The organism is Vibrio sp. 10N.222.55.A1, assembly GCF_041473835.1.
GTDB lineage: Bacteria > Pseudomonadota > Gammaproteobacteria > Enterobacterales > Vibrionaceae > Vibrio > Vibrio crassostreae_C.
Window position 1 is genome coordinate 29,238 of sequence record NZ_JBFRSX010000048.1, and the last position, 22,279, is coordinate 51,516.

General features: G+C 41.9%; 20 protein-coding genes and 2 pseudogenes. 15 read left to right on the plus strand and 7 right to left on the minus strand.

The window, feature by feature from the left end; all coding sequences use genetic code 11:
- Positions 1-12 precede the first annotated feature (12 nt).
- Together AB4493_RS15255 and AB4493_RS15260 are read right to left on the minus strand one after the other, a co-directional pair.
- Positions 13-1,116, minus strand: coding sequence for a nickel/cobalt transporter (locus AB4493_RS15255; protein ID WP_102398115.1), 1,104 nt, complete (start codon positions 1,114-1,116; stop codon positions 13-15).
- 94 nt (positions 1,117-1,210) lie between these two features.
- The gene (locus tag AB4493_RS15260) at positions 1,211-1,933 is read right to left on the minus strand and encodes a DUF1007 family protein (RefSeq protein ID WP_372155332.1); all 723 of its coding nucleotides are present in this window, start codon (positions 1,931-1,933) and stop codon (positions 1,211-1,213) included.
- Between the two features lie 475 nt (positions 1,934-2,408).
- Between AB4493_RS15260 and AB4493_RS15265 the strand changes: the two genes are divergently transcribed.
- Entirely contained in the window at positions 2,409-2,855 is a 447-nt protein-coding gene (locus AB4493_RS15265; protein WP_017059102.1) for a NifB/NifX family molybdenum-iron cluster-binding protein, read from the plus strand.
- Entirely contained in the window at positions 2,852-3,049 is a 198-nt protein-coding gene (nqrM, locus tag AB4493_RS15270; protein ID WP_017059103.1) for a (Na+)-NQR maturation NqrM, read from the plus strand. Before AB4493_RS15265 ends, nqrM begins: the two co-directional genes overlap by 4 nt.
- A 63-nt stretch (positions 3,050-3,112) precedes the next feature.
- Here the strand turns inward: nqrM and AB4493_RS15275 are convergent, their stop codons facing one another.
- Positions 3,113-3,391, minus strand: coding sequence for a DUF134 domain-containing protein (locus tag AB4493_RS15275; RefSeq protein ID WP_029235478.1), 279 nt, complete (start codon positions 3,389-3,391; stop codon positions 3,113-3,115).
- Positions 3,392-3,425: 34 nt separating this feature from the next.
- Between AB4493_RS15275 and AB4493_RS15280 the strand changes: the two genes are divergently transcribed.
- Complete coding sequence (locus AB4493_RS15280; protein ID WP_017065470.1) at positions 3,426-3,875, plus strand: PaaI family thioesterase; 450 nt, start codon at positions 3,426-3,428, stop codon at positions 3,873-3,875.
- 34 nt (positions 3,876-3,909) lie between these two features.
- Positions 3,910-4,038 (plus strand): annotated as a pseudogene (locus AB4493_RS15285) (ABC transporter substrate-binding protein); the annotation flags it as partial.
- Between the two features lie 42 nt (positions 4,039-4,080).
- On the opposite strand, the gene AB4493_RS15290 reads toward AB4493_RS15285, so the two are convergent.
- Positions 4,081-4,284: a hypothetical protein gene (locus tag AB4493_RS15290; RefSeq protein WP_017059106.1), complete on the minus strand. Its 204-nt coding sequence runs from the start codon at positions 4,282-4,284 to the stop codon at positions 4,081-4,083.
- A 364-nt stretch (positions 4,285-4,648) separates the two neighbouring features.
- Between AB4493_RS15290 and pnuC the strand changes: the two genes are divergently transcribed.
- From pnuC to AB4493_RS15305, 3 genes are all read left to right on the plus strand, one after another.
- Positions 4,649-5,383 (plus strand): nicotinamide riboside transporter PnuC, encoded by a 735-nt coding sequence (gene pnuC, locus AB4493_RS15295; protein WP_372155334.1) that lies wholly within the window; start codon positions 4,649-4,651, stop codon positions 5,381-5,383.
- Between the two features lie 8 nt (positions 5,384-5,391).
- On the plus strand, positions 5,392-6,120 hold the full coding sequence (locus AB4493_RS15300) for a nucleoside phosphorylase (RefSeq protein WP_372155336.1): 729 nt from the start codon (positions 5,392-5,394) through the stop codon (positions 6,118-6,120).
- A gap of 125 nt (positions 6,121-6,245) precedes the next feature.
- Complete coding sequence (locus AB4493_RS15305) at positions 6,246-6,926, plus strand: Crp/Fnr family transcriptional regulator (RefSeq protein ID WP_372155338.1); 681 nt, start codon at positions 6,246-6,248, stop codon at positions 6,924-6,926.
- A gap of 152 nt (positions 6,927-7,078) precedes the next feature.
- On the opposite strand, the pseudogene AB4493_RS15310 reads toward AB4493_RS15305, so the two are convergent.
- Positions 7,079-8,671 (minus strand): annotated as a pseudogene (locus AB4493_RS15310) (FAD-dependent oxidoreductase); the annotation flags it as partial.
- Positions 8,672-8,727: 56 nt separating this feature from the next.
- On the opposite strand from AB4493_RS15310, the gene AB4493_RS15315 reads away from it, so the two are divergent.
- Positions 8,728-10,452, plus strand: a complete 1,725-nt coding sequence (locus AB4493_RS15315; protein WP_372155340.1) for a recombinase family protein — start codon at positions 8,728-8,730, stop codon at positions 10,450-10,452.
- Positions 10,453-10,680: 228 nt separating this feature from the next.
- Here AB4493_RS15315 and AB4493_RS15320 read toward each other — a convergent pair whose 3' ends face one another.
- Positions 10,681-11,331 carry a hypothetical protein gene (locus AB4493_RS15320; RefSeq protein ID WP_372155342.1) on the minus strand — a complete coding sequence of 217 codons (651 nt, stop codon included), beginning with the start codon at positions 11,329-11,331 and terminating at the stop codon, positions 10,681-10,683.
- 200 nt (positions 11,332-11,531) lie between these two features.
- Here AB4493_RS15320 and AB4493_RS15325 point away from each other — a divergent pair, with 200 nt between their 5' ends.
- From AB4493_RS15325 to tmk, 6 genes are all read left to right on the plus strand, one after another.
- Positions 11,532-14,225, plus strand: a complete 2,694-nt coding sequence (locus AB4493_RS15325) for a CHAT domain-containing protein (protein WP_372155344.1) — start codon at positions 11,532-11,534, stop codon at positions 14,223-14,225.
- A complete protein-coding gene (locus AB4493_RS15330) occupies positions 14,218-15,126 on the plus strand; it encodes a hypothetical protein (protein WP_372155346.1) in 909 nt (302 codons plus the stop codon). The genes AB4493_RS15325 and AB4493_RS15330 overlap by 8 nt, the downstream gene beginning before the upstream one ends.
- A 1-nt stretch (position 15,127) precedes the next feature.
- Positions 15,128-15,712 (plus strand): hypothetical protein, encoded by a 585-nt coding sequence (locus AB4493_RS15335; RefSeq protein WP_372155348.1) that lies wholly within the window; start codon positions 15,128-15,130, stop codon positions 15,710-15,712.
- A 63-nt stretch (positions 15,713-15,775) separates the two neighbouring features.
- Positions 15,776-16,096: a hypothetical protein gene (locus AB4493_RS15340; protein ID WP_372155350.1), complete on the plus strand. Its 321-nt coding sequence runs from the start codon at positions 15,776-15,778 to the stop codon at positions 16,094-16,096.
- Between the two features lie 93 nt (positions 16,097-16,189).
- Positions 16,190-17,446 carry a radical SAM protein gene (locus tag AB4493_RS15345; RefSeq protein ID WP_372155352.1) on the plus strand — a complete coding sequence of 419 codons (1,257 nt, stop codon included), beginning with the start codon at positions 16,190-16,192 and terminating at the stop codon, positions 17,444-17,446.
- The gene (gene tmk / locus AB4493_RS15350) at positions 17,434-18,012 is read left to right on the plus strand and encodes a dTMP kinase (RefSeq protein ID WP_372155355.1); all 579 of its coding nucleotides are present in this window, start codon (positions 17,434-17,436) and stop codon (positions 18,010-18,012) included. The genes AB4493_RS15345 and tmk overlap by 13 nt, the downstream gene beginning before the upstream one ends.
- Positions 18,013-18,070: 58 nt before the next feature.
- Here the strand turns inward: tmk and AB4493_RS15355 are convergent, their stop codons facing one another.
- Positions 18,071-20,380 (minus strand): hypothetical protein, encoded by a 2,310-nt coding sequence (locus AB4493_RS15355; RefSeq protein ID WP_372155357.1) that lies wholly within the window; start codon positions 20,378-20,380, stop codon positions 18,071-18,073.
- An 869-nt stretch (positions 20,381-21,249) separates the two neighbouring features.
- Between AB4493_RS15355 and AB4493_RS15360 the strand changes: the two genes are divergently transcribed.
- The gene (locus tag AB4493_RS15360) at positions 21,250-22,179 is read left to right on the plus strand and encodes a PD-(D/E)XK nuclease superfamily protein (protein ID WP_372127539.1); all 930 of its coding nucleotides are present in this window, start codon (positions 21,250-21,252) and stop codon (positions 22,177-22,179) included.
- Positions 22,180-22,279: the final 100 nt, after the last annotated feature.

The window sequence follows — 22,279 nt, forward strand, 5'->3', positions numbered from 1 at the left end:
TTACATCGTTCGCTACATAGTGAAAACAGGCGACATACCGCTGTCTTGTCCACTCATTAGCAACAAGCCAATTAAGACAAGTAAAACACCACCGAATAGCTGTAAATAATGACCTGCGGCTTTTAGTGAAGCACTGTTATTCTTGTTACCTGCTGCCAAATCCAAATAGCGTTTTACCAAGTTCTTGCCTGTTAGTGTCATTATAGCAATCGTCGAGGTTGTGAAAGCAGTACCAATCGCCATGGCAAAAGCACTGACAACACCCATCCAATATAGGCCAACCATGTTTGCGAAAAGCAGTACCATGATGGCTCCGGTGCACGGTCTTACGCCAATCGTCACTATAATTCCAGCATATTCTCGGAGCGTTGAGGCTTTGTTGATTGCGTCTGCATCGGCTACATGCTGGTGGCCGCACCCACAGTCGGCATGAGAATGATCTGCATGAGTGTTAGCTGCGGCTTGCATTGTGCTAGTAGCGTCGATTATCGGAGAAGGGGCTGATATTGATGAACGAAGTGCCATTGGCGAACGCGCTGAAATTGTCGCAGCTGTGTCTGTTGCGAGTGTAGTGATGGCTTTCACTTTCAGCTTAGGCTTACGCATAGCGGTGTAGATGTTTTTCAAAGCCTTCCAACATATAAGCGCGCCGACGACCGCGACTAAGGCAAAGCTTAATGAAACAAACATATTCGCTTTGTCATTCACTACTCGCATGGAAGCACTAAAGCCCCACAGCAACACGCTTACTAGTAAGATTGCGACCAATGCTTGTAAAAAAGCGGAGACGACCGTAAGCACTAAACTCGCCTTGGCTTTGGTTGGGTGAGTCGCTAAGTAAGTCGACACGATAACTTTGCCGTGCCCAGGCCCCAAAGAATGAAGCATGCCATAGATAAAGCTGAACCCGATAAGGTAACTGCCTGCGCCCCAAGGGTTGGATTTAGCTTCATAGAGCAGGTCTGCAAGTTCTGAATTGACTTCTCTTTGCCATTGAATGCTAGAGATAACTAACGATGGCCACATGGACCACAGTTGATACGCACCAATAGCAATAAGCACGAACGCGCCAGCACCAATGAGGTAGTGATTGATTTTGGATTGATTTTTCTTCATTTAACAAGAACCTATATCTGAAATCTTTCTGTTAATTAGTTGCCATGCTTAATCAGCTAGACGCTGACTTAAAGGCTGAAACGAATCACTGCGACTAAGAAGCGGGAACCGCCGCACAATGAAGCTCAACCGATTGTGTAAACAGTTGGCCTAGCGTGTTCTCTGGATCTGCATCGACAGGTAAAGACATTGCATAACTCATTTGCTCTGGCGTCGGGTTAGGCTCGATTAATTCTAAATGGCATTGTCTTGCTAGTTCAGGTGACAATGTCACGTCGCTGTTGGATAGCCACGACATGTCGACAAAGTAACTAGGGTCAAAAATCAATACGCGAAGCGAGTTTCGTGTCACAGGCTTAGGTTTAGAAAGTGGTAGGTCAAATGTTAGAACCATCTTGGCTTTATCACGCTCAAACTTTGCGTTCTCAACCATCTGATATTTGATGGGCTCTTCACCATCATAAAAGTACGTGAAGTAGTGCTCGTACATCATGTTTTCGATTACAGACGCAGCGAGCTTTTTGAATGTTTCAGTTTCTGTATCGGCAGAGACGTCTTCTCCATCCAACATGTACATCGAGGTCATTGCATCAAAAGACCACTCCATAGAGAGACCGGTGATCATGCCATTCTCTCCCTCAATATGAGTTTTCATCTCTATCCAAGAGTGAGGGTGGGCATATAGATTTGGCGCAAAACACAATAATGCTAGGCCAACAGTCAAGCCCTTGAGAGAGCGAAAGCATGTCGAGAAACGGCTTACATAGCGTGTGGAGAGGCGATTGATGACATCGATTAGAATAAATGGCTGTTTCATGAGAAATGATGGTAATTTAGTGTGATGTTATATTATAACAACTCGATGCGTTGTTCACTTCAAATTATAAGCTTGTTTACATTGAAGCCGACTGCAATTCTTGATTTTCAATCCAACCTATTTTTCCTATAAACATCTTTGATTGGTCCCTAATTCGACATTATTCAGACTAGTGTGTGACGTTGAATAGTCGATTAAGCTCTCGGTTGTGCGAGGCCTTTTTGTAATGGGTTTGAGCTTGGCTCTTGATAACAGGCATTAACAACGCAAAAAATACCCCCAATAAAAATACTACCCCCTAGTATATATGGTTATTTGAAAGGTAACTGAGATAGGCTGAAGATGACGGTAAGTTTGGGTGCTTGTGATCTTAGTTATCGATCCAGTAAATCTTATTTTTCACATGATAGTTATTGGCATATGCCAGTAATGGGGCGTATGCTGAACTCCTGATCATCAATAACAGGAAGTTACTATGTTATACGCAGTACCTTGTCGCGACCTTCATGTTGGCAACCACTTTGCTCGTTCCCCACAGATCGCGATTGTCGATGAACAACGACAGATAAAACAGATTGTTCCTTTGATTGACTCCGACACCTCTTGCAATAAAAAGAAGCAATGGATTTCGGTTCTCCGTTCTTACGATGTGAAATCTGTGGTGGTTCGTTATATTGGTAAGAAGATGCTGGCGCACTTGTTCAATAACGATATTCGAGTCTTGGCATCGACAGGTAAGGCAGAAATCGGGGCTTTGGATTTCGACAATCTACGGGAAGTGACCGATCTCGATTATGGTCGCGAGCCGAGAAATAGTGGGTGTGGCAATAAAACGTGCGGCGAAAACGGGCACAAAAAACAAGCTTCGATTCTAATGGTACAGCCTAATCAGCTAGGTGCTATTCGAGGGTTCCGACAATGACCTTTTTGTTGACGCTATTGGGGTTTGTCGGAGTCGTTACATTGATGGCGATAGGCGTGATTTTTTCGCGCAAGCCAATCAAAGGCAGCTGTGGAGGATTGGCGCAGTTAGATATTGAGCGTGAATGCAATTGCAAGGATGTGTGTGAAGGGCAAAGCAAAAAGCTGTATCAGATTACTGAGCCATCAAGCTAAGTATCGAAGTAAGCATCAGAGTTCTCGCTCACTGAGTTAAATAACTTCTGGCTAACACGTTAATTAACTACTTTGAATCACCAACGCGTGACCATTGACGATGCACTTGGCGACTTTAGCTCGTGCACGCTTGATAATGTTGCCGAACGTTTGGCGAGACACCTGCATTTGTTCAGCGGCTTCAAGCTGGCTCAGGCCTTCTTGATCAGCCAAGCGCAAGGCTTCGAGCTCTTCCAATAGCAATTCTTCTTTATGAAGCTCGTCCATAGGAACACCATTGGGCTTAAAACAAGAGTAAGCCGTACGGGTACACAACTGGCGATGTTTTTTTGGTCGAGCCATATCAATCTCTAGCAATCTATGGGTAAAGGTAAGTATGAAGGTTTTCATTCCACACAATCATCGGCGTTGCCAAGTGTGCAGCCAAGGTTTTTTCAACGACAGCGCCATTTGTTTTGAAGCTATTGGCGAGCATGACACTTTAACTAAGCATGAGGCAGTAGCTAAATATAAAACCAGAGCCAAGATTGTACCAACAGATAAAGCTGAGGGCTACGATGGCATCATGCAAGGTGGCATTGTCACTACACTGCATGACAGCGCGATGTTGCATTGTCTATTTCAGAATGATATCAAGGCGATGACGGTGAGTTTAACCTCTCGTTTTCATCATCCGATTTTGATTGGTCAAGAACTGGAAGTTCGTGCCCAATGGGTGAAAAGTAGACGTAATATCTACTTCCTAGAAAGCCAAATTACTCAGTGCGGAAAGTTATGTTCGTCGGCACAAAGTCAGTTTATGTCAGTTTCTAGCTATCAAACTTAAGCTTGGTATAGCGGTGTTGTTTTATCAGTTATAAAAGTCCAACTACGGTTTCATAATCACTGAAAATAACGTGTACGAAGAAGAGATTAACCGCGCCCTGTTGAAGATTCGTGAGTCACGAAAGTGGCGTAAAATCTTGGTCGATTATTTCGCAGATCAGTAATCGAAATTAGAGGCTTATTCAAAAGCTTTTGGACTTTCGCCGTTACAGTTGATCTGAATCTGAGGCCTTGATCTTTTTGAAGTATTTAAATGCACTCCAAACTGCGTAAGCCGCAACCCCTACAATCAATGCCGAGCGAAGGAGAATAGGCGCATCATGCTCAAGTTGACCAACATGAGGAACAATACTGGCAAACAATCGACTGGTAAAAAGCAGCCCCATTACTAACATAATTACTTTATTCATGTGACCTGCCATACAATTGAGTACGTTGCACAGAACGAGTTTTGGGGCGATTACACGGTTAACACGCCAGACAACGATTCTGCTCGAAATAAAATCATGCGCTTCTCAAACGTAACCGTCAATGCGATATCGGCGTTAAGCCAGTAAGCTAAAATTTCGTTTTTGGAAGGGGGCTGTTCTGGTGCTGGAGTTTCGAGTTCGAGACTGTGGGAGGGCTATGACATCTTCCCGTGAAATTGATTTTCCGGATTTAATATTCTGATTTATGATCGCATGCATTCTAGGGGGGACAAATGTCCTCCTTTTTATTTGGAGAGGCGCAATAAAATAGGTGCCACTAAAACAAATAATAAAGGACACATCTATGGACCTATTCGCTTTACTTGATATCAACAATACTTTAGTCAATATCCCAATAGGGGATGGCTACGCAATGAGCTGGATTGAAGCATTCGGCACCGTGTTTGGTTTGTTGTGTATTTGGTTTGCAAGCCAAGAAAAAACCATTAACTACCTGTTCGGATTGCTGAATGTCACCTTATTCGCGGTTATCTTTTTCCAAATTCAGTTATACGGACTGTTACTTCTACAACTCTTTTTCTTTTGCGCCAACATTTACGGTTGGTACGCATGGACACGTCCTAATGAGCAAGGTGAAACGCTAAAAGTTCGTTGGTTGAGCCAAAATAAACTAGTAGCAACGGCCGTAGCGTGTGCGATTTCTATTGCTTTGTTAACTATGTACATCGACCCATTCTTTTTTGCGCTAGCAAACATCGCGGTAGATAGCCTGAATCTATTTGGTGCGGATTTAGCGGAGCCAGTGCTTGAACCGGATGCGTTCCCATTCTGGGATGCCACGATGACCATTCTATCTATTGTTGCTCAAGTTCTTATGACACGTAAGTATGTTGAAAACTGGATACTGTGGATTGTGATTAACATTATCAGCGTTGGTATTTATGCGACGCAGGGTGTGTACGCAATGTCTGTTCAATACGCAATCTTAATGTTTATTGCGGCAAACGGTACTCGTGAGTGGGCACGCACAGCTAAACGAAACAGTGATAAATCGTTAACTCAAGCAACGGCTTCTTAGGAGTGAAGATGGCAAAGCAACCTCATATCTGCGTTGATGAAACGCAAATTGCTCCGTTAGTTATTGTTTGTGGTGAGCCAGATAGAGCGAATCGAATCGCTAACTTGCTTGAACATGCTGAACTGGTCTCTGAAAACCGTGAATATCGAATCTTCACTGGTCAATATCAAGGTAAAGCGATATCGGTTTGCAGCACGGGCATTGGTGCACCTTCAATGATCATTGCGGTAGAAGAGCTTAAGTTTTGTGGTGTGACTCATATTGTCCGAGTAGGGTCTGCAGGCGCAATGCAGTCACATATCGGGCTTGGTGAGCTAATTATTGCAGAGGGCGCGGTTCGTGATGAGGGGGGATCTGCGGCTTACGTTAAACCGTCGTATCCCGCTTATGCAAGCTTCTCCCTGCTCAAAGAGCTAGATGGGTTCTTGCAGCAGCAGTCAACACCTTACTATTTAGGAACAGTGCGCTCACACGATAGCTTTTATACCGATGATGAACAGGCGCTTTGTCAGTACTGGAATGGCAAAAGCATTTTAGGTGCAGACATGGAAACATCCGCGTTGTTTACCGTTGGACGCTTGAGAGGGCTTAATGTAGCTTCTATCTTGAACAATGTTGTCTTGTATGAACAAGATGTAAAAGAGGGCGTTGGGCAATATGTCGATGAGGCAGAGGTAATGATGCAAGGAGAGCGGCTAGCATCTTTAGCGGCACTGGAAGCATTAATTACTCAATAAGAGCCTGAATAAATGCAAGACGAAAGCGATGGGAGACCGTCGCTTTTTTATTGGGTTCTCTCCTGTGGTTTAAGTGGTTACAATCGTTTGAATATAAACAGCAGTAATGCAATGAGAGAGTAAGTATGAAGATTGCACCATACTCAAGCGGACGCTTTAAAAACTACTTAGAAAAAAAAAGCTCTGAATTTAGAGATCTCATCTACCAACACCAAGTTAACTCTCGTTACTTCAATCAAAATGATGAAATCCTACGTCAAGGTGAGCAGCTTCAGTATCTTTATGTAGTGCCCGCTGGAAGAGTCTCTATGAGTATTTCGGCGGCTAATGGGCGACGCTTTCAATTGGGCGAAGTGAATTGTGATTACCATATCTTCGGTGAGATGGAGTTTTTCACGCAGACCCCTTGTCAGTGGAACGTAGTGGCTGATGAACACATGCAAGTTGATGTTATTTGCATTCAGAGATTAGCAGAAGCACTACTTGAAAATCCGGGGATGATGTTCTTTTTCGCCTCTGCATTAGCGGAAGATTATCAAGACTCTATGGGTATTTACACTAACCGTCTTTTACACTCAATTACCTACAATATTGCGTATGATTTATTGGTTCAAAGCGAGACTAACACTGTGTTAGGCGGTTTCGATAAAGTGAATCAAGAAGCAGAACGATTTGGTACATCGAGCAGAGTGTATCGAAGAGCGGTTAAAGACCTATTAGACAAGGGTTTCATCAGAAAAGGAGATCAAGGGTTAGAAATTGTCGATCAGCGAGCACTGCAAGCTTTTATTGACTCCTACGAATAATAAAAGAGCTTGGCACTTACTTAAATGCCAAGCTCGGTTTTTCAATGTTTACTATTAACTACTCGCATCTATTTATGAGCGACTTTCTCTCAGCAACTAGCAACTAGCCCGTAAGTGTCCGCGCACCATTACCGGCGACTAAGTATTAATCCTTAAGCTTTTGCATACATGAGTGTTCTATAACCACCGATTAAGTTGCGTGCTTTAAAGCCGTTGTTGACGAGTTGGCGATAAGCCACGTTACCACGTAACCCGACTTGGCAGTAGATTACAATCTCTTTGTCTGCTGGGAGCTCACTCATTCGATCACGCAGTTGGTCGACAGGAATGTTGATTGCGCCTTCAATAAAGCCACCATTTTCTAGTTCGCTAGGGTTACGAACATCGAGTAGGAGTTGGTTGTCGCTTAATGTTGCAATCTCATCGAAATGAATAGGTGTCGCGTCACCTTTAATAATATTGTTGGCAACAAATGCGGCTTGGTTAATCACGTCTTTGGCACTCCCGTAAGGTGGTGCATAGGTTAATTCAAGGTGTTGAAGCTGATCAACGGTCATACCTGCACGTTGAGCTACTGCCATAACATCAATGCGTTTATCAACGCCATCTTTACCGACGGCTTGCGCACCTAGTATTTTCCCTGTCTTAGGGGCGAATAACATCTTGAACGAGACAATCTCAGCGCCAGGATAGTAGCTAGCGTGGCTTGCGGTATGCACATAGACTTTTTCATAGTCGACGCCTTCACGCTTCAACTGTTTTTCGTTTTTCCCTGTTGAGGCAACGGCTAGGTCAAAAATCTTACAGATAGCTGTGCCCTGTGTACCTTGATAGATTTCATTGCGTCCGAGCATGTTGTCGGCAGCCATACGACCTTGACGGTTAGCAGGGCCAGCAAGCGGAACTAGAGTTTGTGCACCTGTGACAAAGTCTTTTTCTTCGACCACATCACCCACAGCGTAGATGCTAGGATCGCTAGTCTGCATCATTTCATTGGTGTAGATACCACCTAGTTCGCCAATTTGAAGTCCTGCTTCTTTTGCTAACTTAGTCTCAGGACGCACACCGATAGCCATGATTAAGATATCAGTAGTTAATGACTCGCCATTATTAAGTGTTAATTCTAATTCACCCTCTATGTGTTGGTGCTTCTCGCTCTCGCCTGAATCAAAACTTGCGATGTGTTCGTTAGGTATATATTTCACAGACTCAAGCGCGACGCCGAGTTTTAGGTCGATGCCTTTGTCACGAATCTCCGCATGGGCAAAGCCGGCCATTTCCCGGTCTACTGGCGTCATTACTTGGTCAGCCATCTCAATCAACGAAGTCTTGATCCCAAGCTGATGAAACGCTTCCATCATTTCCAAGCCGATAAAGCCACCGCCAACAACTGTCGCGTGCTCAGGTTTATTCACTTGGATTGTTTCGATGATGCGATCCATATCTGGAATATTGCGTAGTGAATGGGTGAGGGGGTTATCGATTCCTGAGATGGGAGGAACGACGGCACCGGCTCCAGGGCTGAGTAATAAGAAGTCGTAACTCTCGCTGTAGTGATTACCATCAACAAGATTTTTGACTGTAACGGTTTTATTGGTGCGATCAATAGAGGTAACTTCGTTCATCACTCGTGCGTCAACGTTGAAGCGAGCTAAGAAGCTTTCAGGTGTTTGTAACAGAAGCTTGCTTCTATCCTCGATATCGCCACCTATGTGGTATGGCAATCCACAGTTGGCAAATGACAACTGTATAATAAACAACTCAGCTGTTATCATTTGGACGAGAAACGTGTGGAGGTAATGTGGGACGCTATTTTTTATATCACCGTGTATCTAAAAAGATTCAATCAATTGAAGGGCAGGGAGTTGAGCGCCAAGTAGAAGCAACGCAACAGTGGATTGATATCCATAATGAACTGAGAGTTAAAGAGGGTAAAGAACCTTACACTTTTGGTCGTCGATATGAAGATAAAGGTAGGTCGGGATATACGCAAGAAAACATACGAAAGGGTCAACTAGGGAAGCTATTCGCTGATATAGAAAAAGGGATTATTGTACCTGGTGACATTATTGTCTTTGAACTGATAGATCGTTTTAGTCGCGCTGAACCAAATGTGGTGCGCAGTCATTTTGAGAACATTATGAAGGCGGGAGTCAAGGTTGCGGTCACCAAATGGAACACCGTCTTTGAAACAAATATGAGTGGCCCAAGTGGCCTAAGCGCAAGAATTATGCTCGAAGTGGGTTTGCACTTGGCAAATGAAGAGAGCCGAGTCAAAAGTGAGCGTATTCTTGCAACAAATAAAATCTTAGCTGACCAAGGTATAAAAACAACAGCCAAGACCCCGATATGGCTGCATAGAACAAAAGATCGTAAAGATTTAAAAGTTGTACGGAAAAATGCAGATGTAATCAGGAGAATCTTTGAGTTAAGAAAACAAGGCTTTGGAGCCAAAAGAATCATTAATGAGTTAGGCCCCATCAAATTAGCAAGATACACATACAATGAAGAAGGTGTACTTATACCTTCAAGCTATAACAGGCCTTTGTCAGAATCTTCGGTTAACCGTTATCTTCGTGATCAAACGGTAACTGGATATAGAGATGGTGTTTATTACTGTGAGCCCATAGTTGAAGAAAAACTCTTTCATGCTTGCCAGCAAAAAATACGCAAATCAAAAGGAGGTAAGGTTACTAAAATTAAGAACGTCTTGAGTGGATTGGCATATTGTGAGAAATGTGGCAAGAAGATGGCATTTGGAGGGGAGAGCATATCACCAAAAGGTAAGATCCGCTCATATATTAAGTGCAACAACAAAGCCAAAACAGGTGGGTGTGATGCGAAAAGTATAAGGTATGAACCACTAGAACAGTGTGTTTACAACCTTCTGCATACATTGAATGATAGAGAAGAAATAACAGTAGACATAGGCCAGCTTGAAATGGAGCTTGCTTCAGCTCAGGAGCAAGCAGCAAATGCTCAAAGTTATATGATACGTTACCCAAACGACAACAGTTGGGTTGGTATTTATGAGGAACAGAAGGCAAAAGTCTACGAACTGAATAATTTGATAGCAGATGCAAAAGCAGAACGTTCGGGAAGGCTTACTGAAATGAATTTGGATTTAACCAAACATGAAAACAAGGCCTTATTCAATCAGATCTTAAAGGACTATGATGTTAAAGCGGTACTTGGACATGAATCGACAAGCGATAAGCCTAGAGTGAAGTTGGTCATTGGGGCTTGGGGAGATTTTGTAGTATCTGCTACCGTTGATAAGAGTGTAAGTTCTCGAAGAGTCAGGGCCGCTATGAAGTTAGGTGCAGAGGGGATAGATTTTGACCAACGAGACAGAGGTCACATCCAATTTAAAGAACCAGAAAAATTTGCAAGTGATGATGCTAAACGAATGGCCTTTATCGATAGCCTCGCTAAAACCTTTTCTCAAACAATGAGTGACGAAGAGAAGCAGTTAATCTTAGACAAGGTTCAACAGCAAAACACGCACCAAGGCAGTGAAGATTAGGTTGAGTCGCTTTGGTCTATCTTCTAAAGAATAAGTTGATAGACCTTACCTACTTAAAGTTGAACTAGTCATCTTCATCTATTAAAAGCATGAAAAACAGACAGTTAGATGATTAACTGGGAAGACTCTAGGGCACTATGTGTGATGGGAAACCCATAGGGGTAAGTTTTGAAGAGCGTGTATATTATCAGTCGACAAAATATAGAATATAGTTGTTTACTAACCCTATTAGATTGACACTAAAGGATAAACCGCATCACCCCAAAGCTCATCAGCCCCATCCATCATAATCTCAATAATTGTTGGAACAACACTTTCAAGTAACGCAGTGCAGTCGCGAATTTGGTCACGATTAGCAGAGCTGTTGTACGTGGCCCCACCGTGTATCAACTGGTTGCGTAATGTGTAAAGCCTTGAGAAAACGACACTCAATACAGTGGCGGTGTCACCCCCTGACAAAGCTTTGTTTGCGATAGATTTAGCCTGAGACCGTTCTTTCTTCCATTGCTCCTCAATGATAAGACCAGAGTGAAACTTCCAGAAGGACTGGAGGATATATTCATTATCTAGAATCAATCTAATGGAAGATGAATATTGAGACCAAACTAGTTCTGACAGCTTATTTCCACCATCTAAAGATACGGTCTTGGCAAGAAACTCTTGGTATAGGCCCCGTTCACCGAAATCGGCCTTGTACTCGAAATCCTGAGCATATGCTGCGTTGAAGGCAATCCAAAGAAAGATGTATTTCGAGTCGTGGTCATCATCACACATCTCAGCCTTTTTTAGCCAACTAAGAGCGCGGTGGACTCTCAGAGACAGCGCTTGAGGGTAAGAGTCTCTCTCTTGACGATGGCGCTCTTTAAGTAACTGATACATATGCTTTCCCAGAAGTTATTTGACCGTCTTGATGTTACCCTTGTTGGCATCTTATGCAAGTTAGTTATTATGGTGCTATGAGTTAGAGTACACTTTGAATTGATTCATACTTTTAGCCTAAATTTTCAACAGGTAAAGATTTCAGAAGTGTACAAGAAAGGGTTACCTGAAAATGGAAAGAATATTAATAAGGATAGCGAATGGGTTCTTTCTCAATACAAACTGAGCAAGCTATAGAGTACAGTGCTTTGCAAGACTTGCTGCTTCGAAGTCGTGTCAAAAGAAAATGGTTCGAACTGACTGAATCTGCTATGTCTCTTTTGAAGACAAAAGATGCAAAATCTATCGTTAAAGCAGAAAAAATACTCTCTAAAGCCCTGAAAATAGTTCACAAGGAGCCATTGGCGAGAGCTTCAACGTGTCATGACTTAGGAGTTTTATACTTTTCATATCACACTGAATTACCTGGTGGGACTTACCATAACTTAAAAAAGGCTATTCAATATTTTAACCGTGCGTTAGATACGCCTGAAAGGCAACGTATCCCTGAGAAGTACGCTTCTAGCCTCTCGCAATTAGCAGTAGCTTATCGTAGGGCTGCACATGAATATCTTTGGCCTGATAAAGATATTAATTGCTTAGAAAAAGCTAAATCACTGCATGTTCAAGCAATTGATTTATTGAAGAGTAGTGAGATTCCTCAGGCAATTAAGGATGGTCAACTATCAGTTATATACTTCAATCTTGCGAATGTGCTTTTTGAACAAGGACTTAATCAGAAGGCATGTGAGTCGCAAGCGATTTCTGTGAAATTGTACTTAGCCTATCTGAACTACGATTTGCCATCGTTTATGAATGTCATGGCTCCAGACCAAGCTTTAGGACTGAGTTACGCAAGATTGATGCATTTCTCTGACTCTCAACAATACAAAGATTTATGCAAAACCATTTTAGATATTGCACCGCAGTTTGAAATTGATCCTCTAAAGATTATGTCAATTAACCCAACAGGTGATCTTTCCGATCCCGAATTACAAGTTACATATCTTGTTGAGAAGGCAAACGATAACCCAAGTGAAGAAAATGTATTGGCATTAAAGAGAAAGCAAGCTGAACTAATGAATAATCGTCGCTTCTGTCAAAGCGATCCCGAAGCTGACTACTTGGCATCTTTGGTACAAAGGATTTGCTCAGGGCTAGCGCGTATTCAAGTTTTACAGAACGATACTAAAGATGCATTAACATTTCTTGAGAATTGTAGTGCATTACGCTTCTGTGAAAGTGCCAATAAGCATTGGCAACTACCATCAACAAAACTTGCTGGCACATTATGGAATGATTTTCTTCAGTTAGGTGCTTCTTATTACAATTTAAACGAACTAGCGCTTATGCTAGAACATGTAAAAGAAGAAGAACTACGTCCCATAATTCAAGCGTGTTATGAAAGCTCGACACTACCGTCAGTGTTAGAAGAACTCAATCAAAATACAGTCTTTTCTAATGCGAGTAAGTTTGCTGAAGTGGTTTCTGGTGCTTTAGATAAAAACGACCCAATCGATTACTTACGAATACAGGCGAACTATTGTTTTGAAGACTTCCAGAAATTAGAAAACCTGATTTATCAATTGGAACCTGACTTTTCAGAATATCGAAGTCGAGATTTTGCCATAAACTTATCTCATTTTGAGAAGGCGTTGCGAGCGAATGATGGTCTGACTCTTGTGCGCATCGATATAGAGTCGGGGTTTAGTGATGCGCTTATTTTAGTTGTAGAGCTTATCAACGGTGAAGTTGTCGCGAAGGGACATACAGTTGAAATGCCTGATGGGCTAGTGAACCATATCGCTGAATTTATCAGGGGTGATTCACATGCAGATGAGCATTGGCCTTTAGATTTTGTCGATTGGAGAAAAATTCTACCTGATGACTGTAAACGTGTTGGTTTTTTAACCTCATTTTTTGCATCACAGATACCGTGGGCTGCTACTGGAATTGAGGGTGAAGAACTTTATACATTGGTTGATGAGATTAATTGGCTTCCAACAGTCCTATATCTTTGTAACCATGTGACGCACTTTAATAAGCGTAATGGTTCTAAATGTATCAATGGCGGTGAAACACGTTTTCACAATGTAGCGAACAAACACGCTTCAGGTCTCATGACTGATGTTCAAAAAGATGACTTTGTTGAAGTGGTTCGTACCAGTGAAGTCATATCTTATTATGGCCATTGTGCACATGAACTTCCAAATAGGCCTTGTCTGAAAACGGAACACTTCGACATGAATGACTTAGAACTGGTTAATCAGGTTGCGGGTATGGAGCGTGTTGAATTCTGGGCTTGTCAAAGCGGCAGCAATATCCCCCTGAGTGTCTTCTCTATCCCTGTAAACGAAGCATTTGGTTTTGATATGCGGATGATAGAGTGGGGGACAGCGAGTTCAATTGGTTCATTGTGGGCTTTACCTGATATTGTTACAGCACATATCAAATCTCACTATGACCAACTTGTGAATAATGGTACTTCACCATCAAAAGCTCTACTTGCAGCTCAAAGCTGGTGGGTTTCACAAGGAGCAAAAGCCGAACTTAACAAAATGAGAGAGTTAGGGTTGTCACCATACCTCAATACCCAGGGATGTAATGAATCTCTTGATGGTTTATTGGGGCCTATGAAGACAAAAGAGTCGCGGAATGAAGGTGAACTAAAACAAGCTGAGAAATTATTCCTGCATCCTTCTTCTTGGGCTGGTTTAAGGTTTTGTGGAGTTGCAGATCAAATCAACAGAGCTGTTTGTAAAGAACAAGTAGAGCTGACAGCTGATGAATTGAATTCCCTAAAAAATCATTTAGCACAACAACAACTAAAGTCTGGGTTTATTAAGTATGCGTGATGCAGATTTGTCACAAATTAACGATTGGAGCGTAGAAGGTCGAAAACAGTATCTTGAGGAGCACAGAATAACGATTGAGGTAATTTTATCTAATGCTCTAGAAGAGTTTTATGGGCCAAAGCTATCAAGTGTTTTTGGTTGTCAGGATAAAGCGAAAGATAAGATTCTAGATATGTTTGTCTCTGAGAGGCTTGATAAGAAAGAGCTGCACAAAAGAAGTATTCCTTGTAATTTGGGACTTTTCAATCAAATCGATTTCTGGTGTAAATACAAAACTGGTATCAGTGTTAAAGGAATTCAACAAATATCGTTAGATTCCAATCTTTTAGATCATGATGGTTTGACAGACAATGATATTGAGCACGATATTGAAAAGCTCTCGAACTGCTTACCTTTGTACAGTCATTCTGTCGCACCAGACATGGTTGGTTATTGGTTCCTAGCGAACAAAAAATTATTAGATGAGCTGAGCGGCTTTATCAATGTTGGCGCAAATGTTGCCCAAGAGCTAAAGGGGTCACCCGCGAAATTATCCAAGTACAAAGCTGATGCATCGTTCAGGTACCTTTGTCTTTATCTTAGTGTTGACTCGAAAGTCTCCGATTTTGATAAGTATAAAAGAAAGTACTTAACACGAGGTAAGAATGAACCCCAGTATGTAGCGGATGGAACTGAATCACACCTAGAAAAGTTTGAAGTCCGCAAATCAGTTGCAAAAATTATTGATTACTTTCATCGAGTTAACAGTGATGTCCCCCCCGTTTTATGTCAAAAATTACTTAAGTCTGCTGCTAAAAAAAGCTTACTAGCTCAGTATGAGATTAATGATGAATTTGCTCTGTGTGAAAAGCTAAAGAATCAGCTCTCAGAATTGAAGTCCTCAAGAAAGGAGGAGGTTTGATATGGCGTTAGATAAACTTTCATTGGATGAGATGGTTCAAGGTCGAAACAGCAATACCGATGACTGGAAAGAACTGGTTAGAGATCCAGAGCGTGAACGGGTCTGGAGCGATGCGGTTAAGCGTAGAGAAAACTTAGATCGGTTTTGTTATTTTGCCGCAAAGTGGCCACAGGTTGTTTGTTATTACCAGCAAGCAAAACGCTTTGTTAAACACACTATCAGTTCTCCAATAGTATCTCTGATGAACGAAGAGGATCTATTAGGTGATTTAGCTTTATCATTAAATGAGAAGGACGGGGTAAAAGAACCACTTTTGATCACCGTCGAGTGGGGAAATCAGCAGCTAATTGAGATGCAAGGTGAGCAAATAGTGTCGTTCAAAACTGAATTACAGGTTCAAATACACTATAGATATGAGGACTTAGAAGGCTGGATAACTTCTGATGATAAGTGGGAGTTTTCACCTGATGAAGGAGCTGTAATGCTCACATTTATAGATGGTGATGTGATAAATGATGATCTAACTAAAATCTTAAATGATGCAAAATCAGTAGGTTACATTGTCTTGTTGCCCTTGTTGAAATAAAAAGCGAAAAAAATCATTTTTCTATGCGTATAGACGTACCAACACAAAAAAAGGTACGTCTAAATGCAAAATATTGTATTCAAATACCAACCACGTAGTCTTGAGCTGACCAGCTCAAACCCTGACTGCATCTGTCTTGTTGACAAAAAAATCTGGCGCGATCTGCCAAACTCGACTCGTAAAAAAACACTGAGTGTAGTGAGCTTAATTGCTCACGGTACGCCATTTACTTTGCTTGGCGGCAAAAACATTAAATCTAATCCATCCCTGATTCGATTCAGAATTGGGCGTAGCTTTCGCTTAATCCTATCTAAAGGGAACAAACGGCTTACTTTCAAGCTTTGTCGACGACAAGGCTATGAGCAACATTTTAAGCATTTTTAATACTGTTATTAATTGATTATGAGAGTACGAAGCTTGAAAAAGTAAGTTTTATAGCTTTGTGGTTGTCGCATAGATAGGACTATGGATTTAGTTATGAGTAAGAATAAAAAATGCGTGCTAGTTACGTTTGATTACACCCAAAAAGGTAAAAGTGCGACTAGTTTTGCAGCAGGAGTGCTTCTATCCGAGTGCAGGCAGCACAAGGACTACGGTCAGAAGTTTACTGCTGAGCACCTGTCAATTGATATGAATAAAAATAAGGCACTTAACCTGTCAGCAGGGGAGATAGCAAACAGAATCAATGGGCAACATAAGCTGGAAGAGATTGATGGGTTAGCTTTAGGTTGTTACGTATGGAACACCGAGCTAATTGAGCCTTTGATAACGCAACTTAAGGGTAAAGGCTTTAAAGGAAACATTATTCTTGGGGGATACCAGGTTCATGAGTCGAGCTGTGAAGCACTTTATCCTGGTGGCGATATCTACTTGCCCAGCTATGCAGAAGCCTCTTTGCCAGAAGCGTTTATGCAGGACAAATTGATGCGAAAACTTATTTTAAACAACAAGTTTGAGTTTGCTTCACGTCATTCACCATATTTAAATGGTTCGATTGAGCTTGATGAATACCAGTCAATGGCGCACTGGGAAACGCAACGTGGTTGTTATTATGCGTGTTCATTTTGTGCTCACCGTGATGTGGCAGGCAATAAAGTACATGATTTCTCGATGGAAACAATAAAGAAGGAACTGGACTTATTCAAAGAGAAAAACGTTAAGCGAATTAATGTGTTAGACCCAATCTTTCGAAAAGGGCGTAGATCATACGAGATATTGGAGTACGCAATTGGGATTGGTTTAGAGGCAGAACTCGTCTTTCAAGTGCGTTTTGAGGACATTAATGAACGCCTGTTAGATCTGTTTTCTAAACTTAACACTCATCTTGAGTTTGGATTACAGACTGCCATCAAGTCAGAATCTATAGTAATCAATCGACGCAACAATCTTGCGAGAGTATCTTCGGCTATCTCCATGCTTCAGGACAAGAACATGTCTTTTGAGGTCAGTCTAATTTATGGGTTACCGACGCAAACGCTCGAAAGTTTTTTTGAGAGCGTTGATTTTCTTAAGCGTAGGGGAGTCTCAGATGTAAAGGCATTTCCGTTGATGTTGTTAGAAGGCACGCACTTGGCCGCTGATAAAGAGGTATTCGGTATCAAGGAAGGTCATATCGACGACTCGGGGATTCCACATGTTATCGAAAGCGACAGTTTCACAAAAGATGAGTGGAAGGCAATGAGAGATTTAGCCATGAAACTAACAAGCCTAGAGGAGTCAGCATGTTTATCGTAATCGAAGGTCTTGATGGAAGTGGCAAATCTACAGTGTCAAAGCACTTAGCAGAAAAGTTAAATGCGAAGTTATTAACGACACCAGGAGCGGGTTTTAAAGAAGTACGAAAACAACTTGATACGGTGTTCGAACATAATGCCAAAGCGAGGCAGTTGTTCTATATGGCTACTGTGCTCAACGTAGCAAGTGAAGATCATCGTTTGATAGATTCTGGCCAACACGTCGTGGTAGACCGTTATTGGTTGTCAACTCAGGTCTATCATTGCTGGATGTCCAATGGACAACACTACAAGCTTCATGAAATAGAAAGCGAACTCTTGAGACCAGATCTTACCGTTTACCTAGACTTGCCTATGGATGAGCGTAACGAAAGAATTAACGCTAGAAACAATTGTACGCTTGAAGACAGAAAGACATTAACTCTTGAGGCCGATCGTGAATTGCGTGATCTATACGAAGGTATGTGTTATTCACAACCAGTTGGGAAGTGGCTCCTCGTTGATGCCTCACAGGGCGTTGATGCTATCGTTGATACTATATTGAATAGTGGTTGCAAAACGGTCTAGCTAGGTGAAAATCGGGCCCATGTGCGCCCGATTTCCCCCCGCTGGTTGCTGCTACATGTTACAGAAGGCTGTTTTTGTAGGCTAGAGCCCTCGCGTCCAACGAAATTGTTACCTTTTTAGGCTCGCTTTGATACCCCCCCTTTGGCCAGATATACCCTAATGACAAGATCAAGGCCTTGAAGAGTCTGGTTGCCGCCGTCTGCGTACAATCTTCTTTCTGTTCGTTATCTGGTAGTAAGTGTTTAAATGTCTCCCAATTGTCGAAAATTTCTGTGGCGATGCCATGAACTTGGGGGCGAGAAAGTACCAACGTATCATTTTCACCTTGGAAGTCTGGATTTTGGAAAATTTGGGACTTAATGAACTTAGCTGGCTCAATAAGGTACTTGTTTTGGGTAGCCCCATTGGGGCTCCAAATTTGTTTATATAGCGGTTTGTTCCGAAATGCCTCATCGAAGAGAATATCCTGTTTGGTGATCTCCTCTAGCTGATAGTCGCGCATAATCTCGAACTTCTTGAGCATTGCCAGTTCATCAAAACCGACTTGGTTGCTCATGAGTAGACTTTCAGCCTCGGCTCGCGTGATCAGGCGTGCCGCCAAAATAGCCTTAATTCGCGCTTCGAGATCCTTAGCCTTTAGGAGGTTGAATCGGAAAACACCTTCTTCAAGCTGCTCTTTGCTTGATTGTTGCACTTGGACATTGAAACCAAGCCGCTTTAGGTTCCACATCATGCTAAGAGGTTGATTCGCATTGAATAGTTTTTTCTTGTCTTCAAACTCATTACGAAGGATGTCGCGGTCGGAGTCAGTGTCACAAAGCAGAGTAGGGACATAATTAAAATGGTCATTTAGAGTCAAGTAGAACGTAATATTTTTACTTGCACGGAAACGCCTTGAGAAATTGACCAATTCATCGATCCCCAGCACGAGGTCACTGACAACGTTAACATTGTCTGTAAATTCTGCTTCGCATGAGTAGCCAGAAGCTAGGCACGGTGATGCAATGATCATGTCGTACTTGGTGCACTCTTCTGAAGGTGATGTCAGAAAACTCGCTTGAGCTTCCATGTTCTTGTTGCTGCCAGTTAGTACCAAAACCTGTTTCTTAAGTGCAACTTTTTCACAAGCTTGCCCACTCTTATCAGTCAATCCCATGTCGATCATTGTCATGCGCATTGACCTTAGAGAGTCGAAGAGAATGACATTTTCCCCTTTGAGCTTGCTCGATGTGTTGCCAAAAGCGGCAAATTTATTTGCGATAGTGACGTTGATGTTTCTGTATGGGTTTTGCGTCGCGCGGATGATTTGGATGCTTTTACGATGCTTACGCAACCAGCGTAGGGTGGTATCTGTAATATCGGCATCGGCAACAACGACCTTGGGAACCTTCTGGATCGCTAGAGTCAGTACGTCAAATACCTCGTCACGCATCGTGTCGTTGTGCCCACAGACATTAGTCATAACCTTTTCAAATTCATCAATAATGAGTATGTCGCAGTTCAGGATGACTGAAGCTAGATGATCTTTATAGGCACTGTTAACGACAACACCCAGTGACGTTGCGTTTTCGATCTCAAATAATGAGTCATTCTTGTAATTTACTGCTCCAACAGATTCACAAAGCTGCTTTACGAGGGGAATTAGGTACGAGAGATAAACTACCTTTTTGTTTTCAGTGGCTGACCTTATCAGTGGCTGCAATGCAAATTTTGTTTTCCCTGTGCCTGTTTTTCCTAGCAATACTGTTGTATCAAATTGAGTGTCTTCGATGAGGTAGCTGACATTGTCGAATGACTCAACTTCAACTAATCGGTCGAATTCAGTCACTTTCGTAGCATCACTAAGCATCGACTCATAATTGGCCTTTGTTTTGTTTAAGGCGTTGAGGAGCTTCTGGTAACCATTCGAACCAGCATCAAGGTAGTGCGATAGGCAAGATTCGGAAGTTTCGAAATGGAGTGGAATTTTCTGAATCAGATTCCTCGAGATTGAGTCAGCAAGCGTTGTACTTCTGAAAAGTTTGTAGCCTTCGAGCAGTGTTTGAACTGTACTGAGCCTGTCAAAATGGATTCCAGTTGCTAAATCAAAAATTGGCAAACGAGCATTTTCCACGTTCTCTGCTAGTGCCTTTTCAGAAAGTTCAGGGTGCATCTTAGAATCGATTACTATTTCAATGTCACGAATATTGGCTTGCTTGTAAGATCTCCCGATCTCAAAAAAATTATTTTTTCCATACATCGGAGCGACGATTCTTCGGTCAGTACATTCGTAATTAATACCATTGGATATGAGAATAGAGATTTTGTTCTCCTGAAGATTTTTGATTCCGACATGTTCGCTAGTTGTTGATTCGTTTAAAATTTTCATAGTGTAATTTCTTATTGTTATGATTTTTGGGTAAGCCTCGCCTGACGTCAGATACGCGTTATCACAGTAACTGAACGTTAGAACAAGGGATTGGATATTGATTGAACTAGGTCTGCTAGGTAAGCATCGCTGTGCCCATCAAACTGTTGAACCTGTTTGAGAGCATTGCATTGAGTAGCAGCAAGTCACCTTGATACCAGCTAACCCAAAACTTCGTTTTGAATTGTTCGATGTGGCTCTGTAGGCGGCGTATGCACTTAAAGTTAAACCATTTGTTTAGCGTGAACGAACTACGCCTAAAAATGGGGGAGCTTGATTTGGTTGAACGATTGCTCTCTCTTGATAAGACTGTCAATAGTGTGTTTTTTGTTGTGTTCCTGAAAAAATTTTTCATGATTACGTTTCGTTGATTTGAGCGAATCATACATGCCAGATAATATAGTTTCCATTCGCTACTACTAATAAAATCAATGAATTAGTGGTGCATCTTCAGGATTTGACGTGTAATCAATGGTTTATACCAAGGATTTTTTTCAACAAAAAAGCCACTTTCTCTATTTTATTAAAAAAATGACAAAGTGGCCTCCCAAGGCGTCGCTTTGAAGCACATCGATTGGTTCATGAGCTTCGCTCATGGATCGCGTCCTTAGTCGCTTTAATTACTCTCAATTCGGGTGAGTCGTGTCTGAGGAGTGGTTTGTAAAGTGCGGTTCGGGTTTTACGAACTGAAACGGTTTTGCCTCTTACCTTGCTAGCCGAGCTCAACCTCACAAATCATAGTGAGGTGATTTGACCTACTTTTTCTTATCTATGTAATGTCTAGGTTAGTAGACGTTTACCAGATAACAACGATAGGAAAGCTATGGCTAATGAAAGAACTAAATACATTTCAGAGTATTAATGAGCGTGATGTTGATCTATTAGTGCTAGAGGAGCTCAATGTTTCCGACTCATTTGCTCAATGGTTTGTTTGTCGTGTTCGAGAAGAAATAACCTCAGTTAAAACGCTCGGTGCTTGGCACTCTGTCATAGATACTAATCTAGGTGAGTCAGACTTAGTTTATATCTATCAATCAGATGACTTATCTTCCCAAGCAATACTTATTGAAAACAAGATTGATGCTTCAGCTCAGGCCCAACAAGGAGATAGATACAGGCTTAGGGGTAACAGAGGTCTAGAAGATGGTTTTTGGCAAGATTTTAGAACATGTATTATTGCCCCAAAAGCATATATCGCTCGAAATTCTGAGCCGTACGACGCTGCCATTTCATATGAAGAAATAATGGTTTACCTTGCTGCCCAAGGTGATAAGCGAGGACTCTATAAGGCACAGACATTAAGAGATGCTATTAAAAAAAATAGAAGAGGTTACGTTGCTACTGTTTGCCCCAAAACAACAGAATTTGCACAGCAATACTTAGCTTATGTCTCAGAACATTTTCCTCAATTGAATCCTGAGCAATCAAAACCTCGAGCTAATGGGCACGATTGGATTCATTTCTATCCCGATCCAGTAAATAAAAAAGTACGAATCATTCACCAGATCTACGGCAAAGTCATTAAGTTGCAGTTTCTAGGCCAAGCAGACAACTTTGACGATATCAAAAGTCACTTTGAAGGTTTGGAATCCAGTGGATATCGAATCATAAAGTCGGGAAAATCAGTAAATATAGAAACACCATTGCCTGAAATATTAATCGCAGAACAGAGTTTTGACTCTGTATTAGAAGAAATCAGTATTGCTCTAAACAAAGCCAAGCAGTTGCATTCGTGGATGGAAAACTACCATTCTGTGTGACCCTTAAAGAAAGGGTGTGTAGAAAACTTATGTCCAAAGACGTGCTGGCGTCGATCTCGGCAAACACGTCTTTGCCCCAAACCGTATATGGAATCCACGT

What these genes read in the sequence shown, in the direction of transcription:
- AB4493_RS15360 (WP_372127539.1), top strand. Translation starts at nt 21,250, where the DNA reads ATGAAAGAACTAAATACATTTCAGAGTATTAATGAGCGTGATGTTGAT.
- AB4493_RS15340 (WP_372155350.1), top strand. Translation starts at nt 15,776, where the DNA reads ATGCAAAATATTGTATTCAAATACCAACCACGTAGTCTTGAGCTGACC.
- AB4493_RS15280 (WP_017065470.1), top strand. Translation starts at nt 3,426, where the DNA reads ATGAAGGTTTTCATTCCACACAATCATCGGCGTTGCCAAGTGTGCAGC.
- nqrM (WP_017059103.1), top strand. Translation starts at nt 2,852, where the DNA reads ATGACCTTTTTGTTGACGCTATTGGGGTTTGTCGGAGTCGTTACATTG.
- AB4493_RS15255 (WP_102398115.1), bottom strand. Translation starts at nt 1,116, where the DNA reads ATGAAGAAAAATCAATCCAAAATCAATCACTACCTCATTGGTGCTGGC.
- AB4493_RS15275 (WP_029235478.1), bottom strand. Translation starts at nt 3,391, where the DNA reads ATGGCTCGACCAAAAAAACATCGCCAGTTGTGTACCCGTACGGCTTAC.
- pnuC (WP_372155334.1), top strand. Translation starts at nt 4,649, where the DNA reads ATGGACCTATTCGCTTTACTTGATATCAACAATACTTTAGTCAATATC.
- AB4493_RS15300 (WP_372155336.1), top strand. Translation starts at nt 5,392, where the DNA reads ATGGCAAAGCAACCTCATATCTGCGTTGATGAAACGCAAATTGCTCCG.
- AB4493_RS15330 (WP_372155346.1), top strand. Translation starts at nt 14,218, where the DNA reads ATGCGTGATGCAGATTTGTCACAAATTAACGATTGGAGCGTAGAAGGT.
- AB4493_RS15355 (WP_372155357.1), bottom strand. Translation starts at nt 20,380, where the DNA reads ATGAAAATTTTAAACGAATCAACAACTAGCGAACATGTCGGAATCAAA.
- AB4493_RS15290 (WP_017059106.1), bottom strand. Translation starts at nt 4,284, where the DNA reads ATGAATAAAGTAATTATGTTAGTAATGGGGCTGCTTTTTACCAGTCGA.
- AB4493_RS15265 (WP_017059102.1), top strand. Translation starts at nt 2,409, where the DNA reads ATGTTATACGCAGTACCTTGTCGCGACCTTCATGTTGGCAACCACTTT.
- tmk (WP_372155355.1), top strand. Translation starts at nt 17,434, where the DNA reads ATGTTTATCGTAATCGAAGGTCTTGATGGAAGTGGCAAATCTACAGTG.
- AB4493_RS15335 (WP_372155348.1), top strand. Translation starts at nt 15,128, where the DNA reads ATGGCGTTAGATAAACTTTCATTGGATGAGATGGTTCAAGGTCGAAAC.
- AB4493_RS15260 (WP_372155332.1), bottom strand. Translation starts at nt 1,933, where the DNA reads ATGAAACAGCCATTTATTCTAATCGATGTCATCAATCGCCTCTCCACA.
- AB4493_RS15345 (WP_372155352.1), top strand. Translation starts at nt 16,190, where the DNA reads ATGAGTAAGAATAAAAAATGCGTGCTAGTTACGTTTGATTACACCCAA.
- AB4493_RS15320 (WP_372155342.1), bottom strand. Translation starts at nt 11,331, where the DNA reads ATGTATCAGTTACTTAAAGAGCGCCATCGTCAAGAGAGAGACTCTTAC.
- AB4493_RS15325 (WP_372155344.1), top strand. Translation starts at nt 11,532, where the DNA reads ATGGGTTCTTTCTCAATACAAACTGAGCAAGCTATAGAGTACAGTGCT.
- AB4493_RS15305 (WP_372155338.1), top strand. Translation starts at nt 6,246, where the DNA reads ATGAAGATTGCACCATACTCAAGCGGACGCTTTAAAAACTACTTAGAA.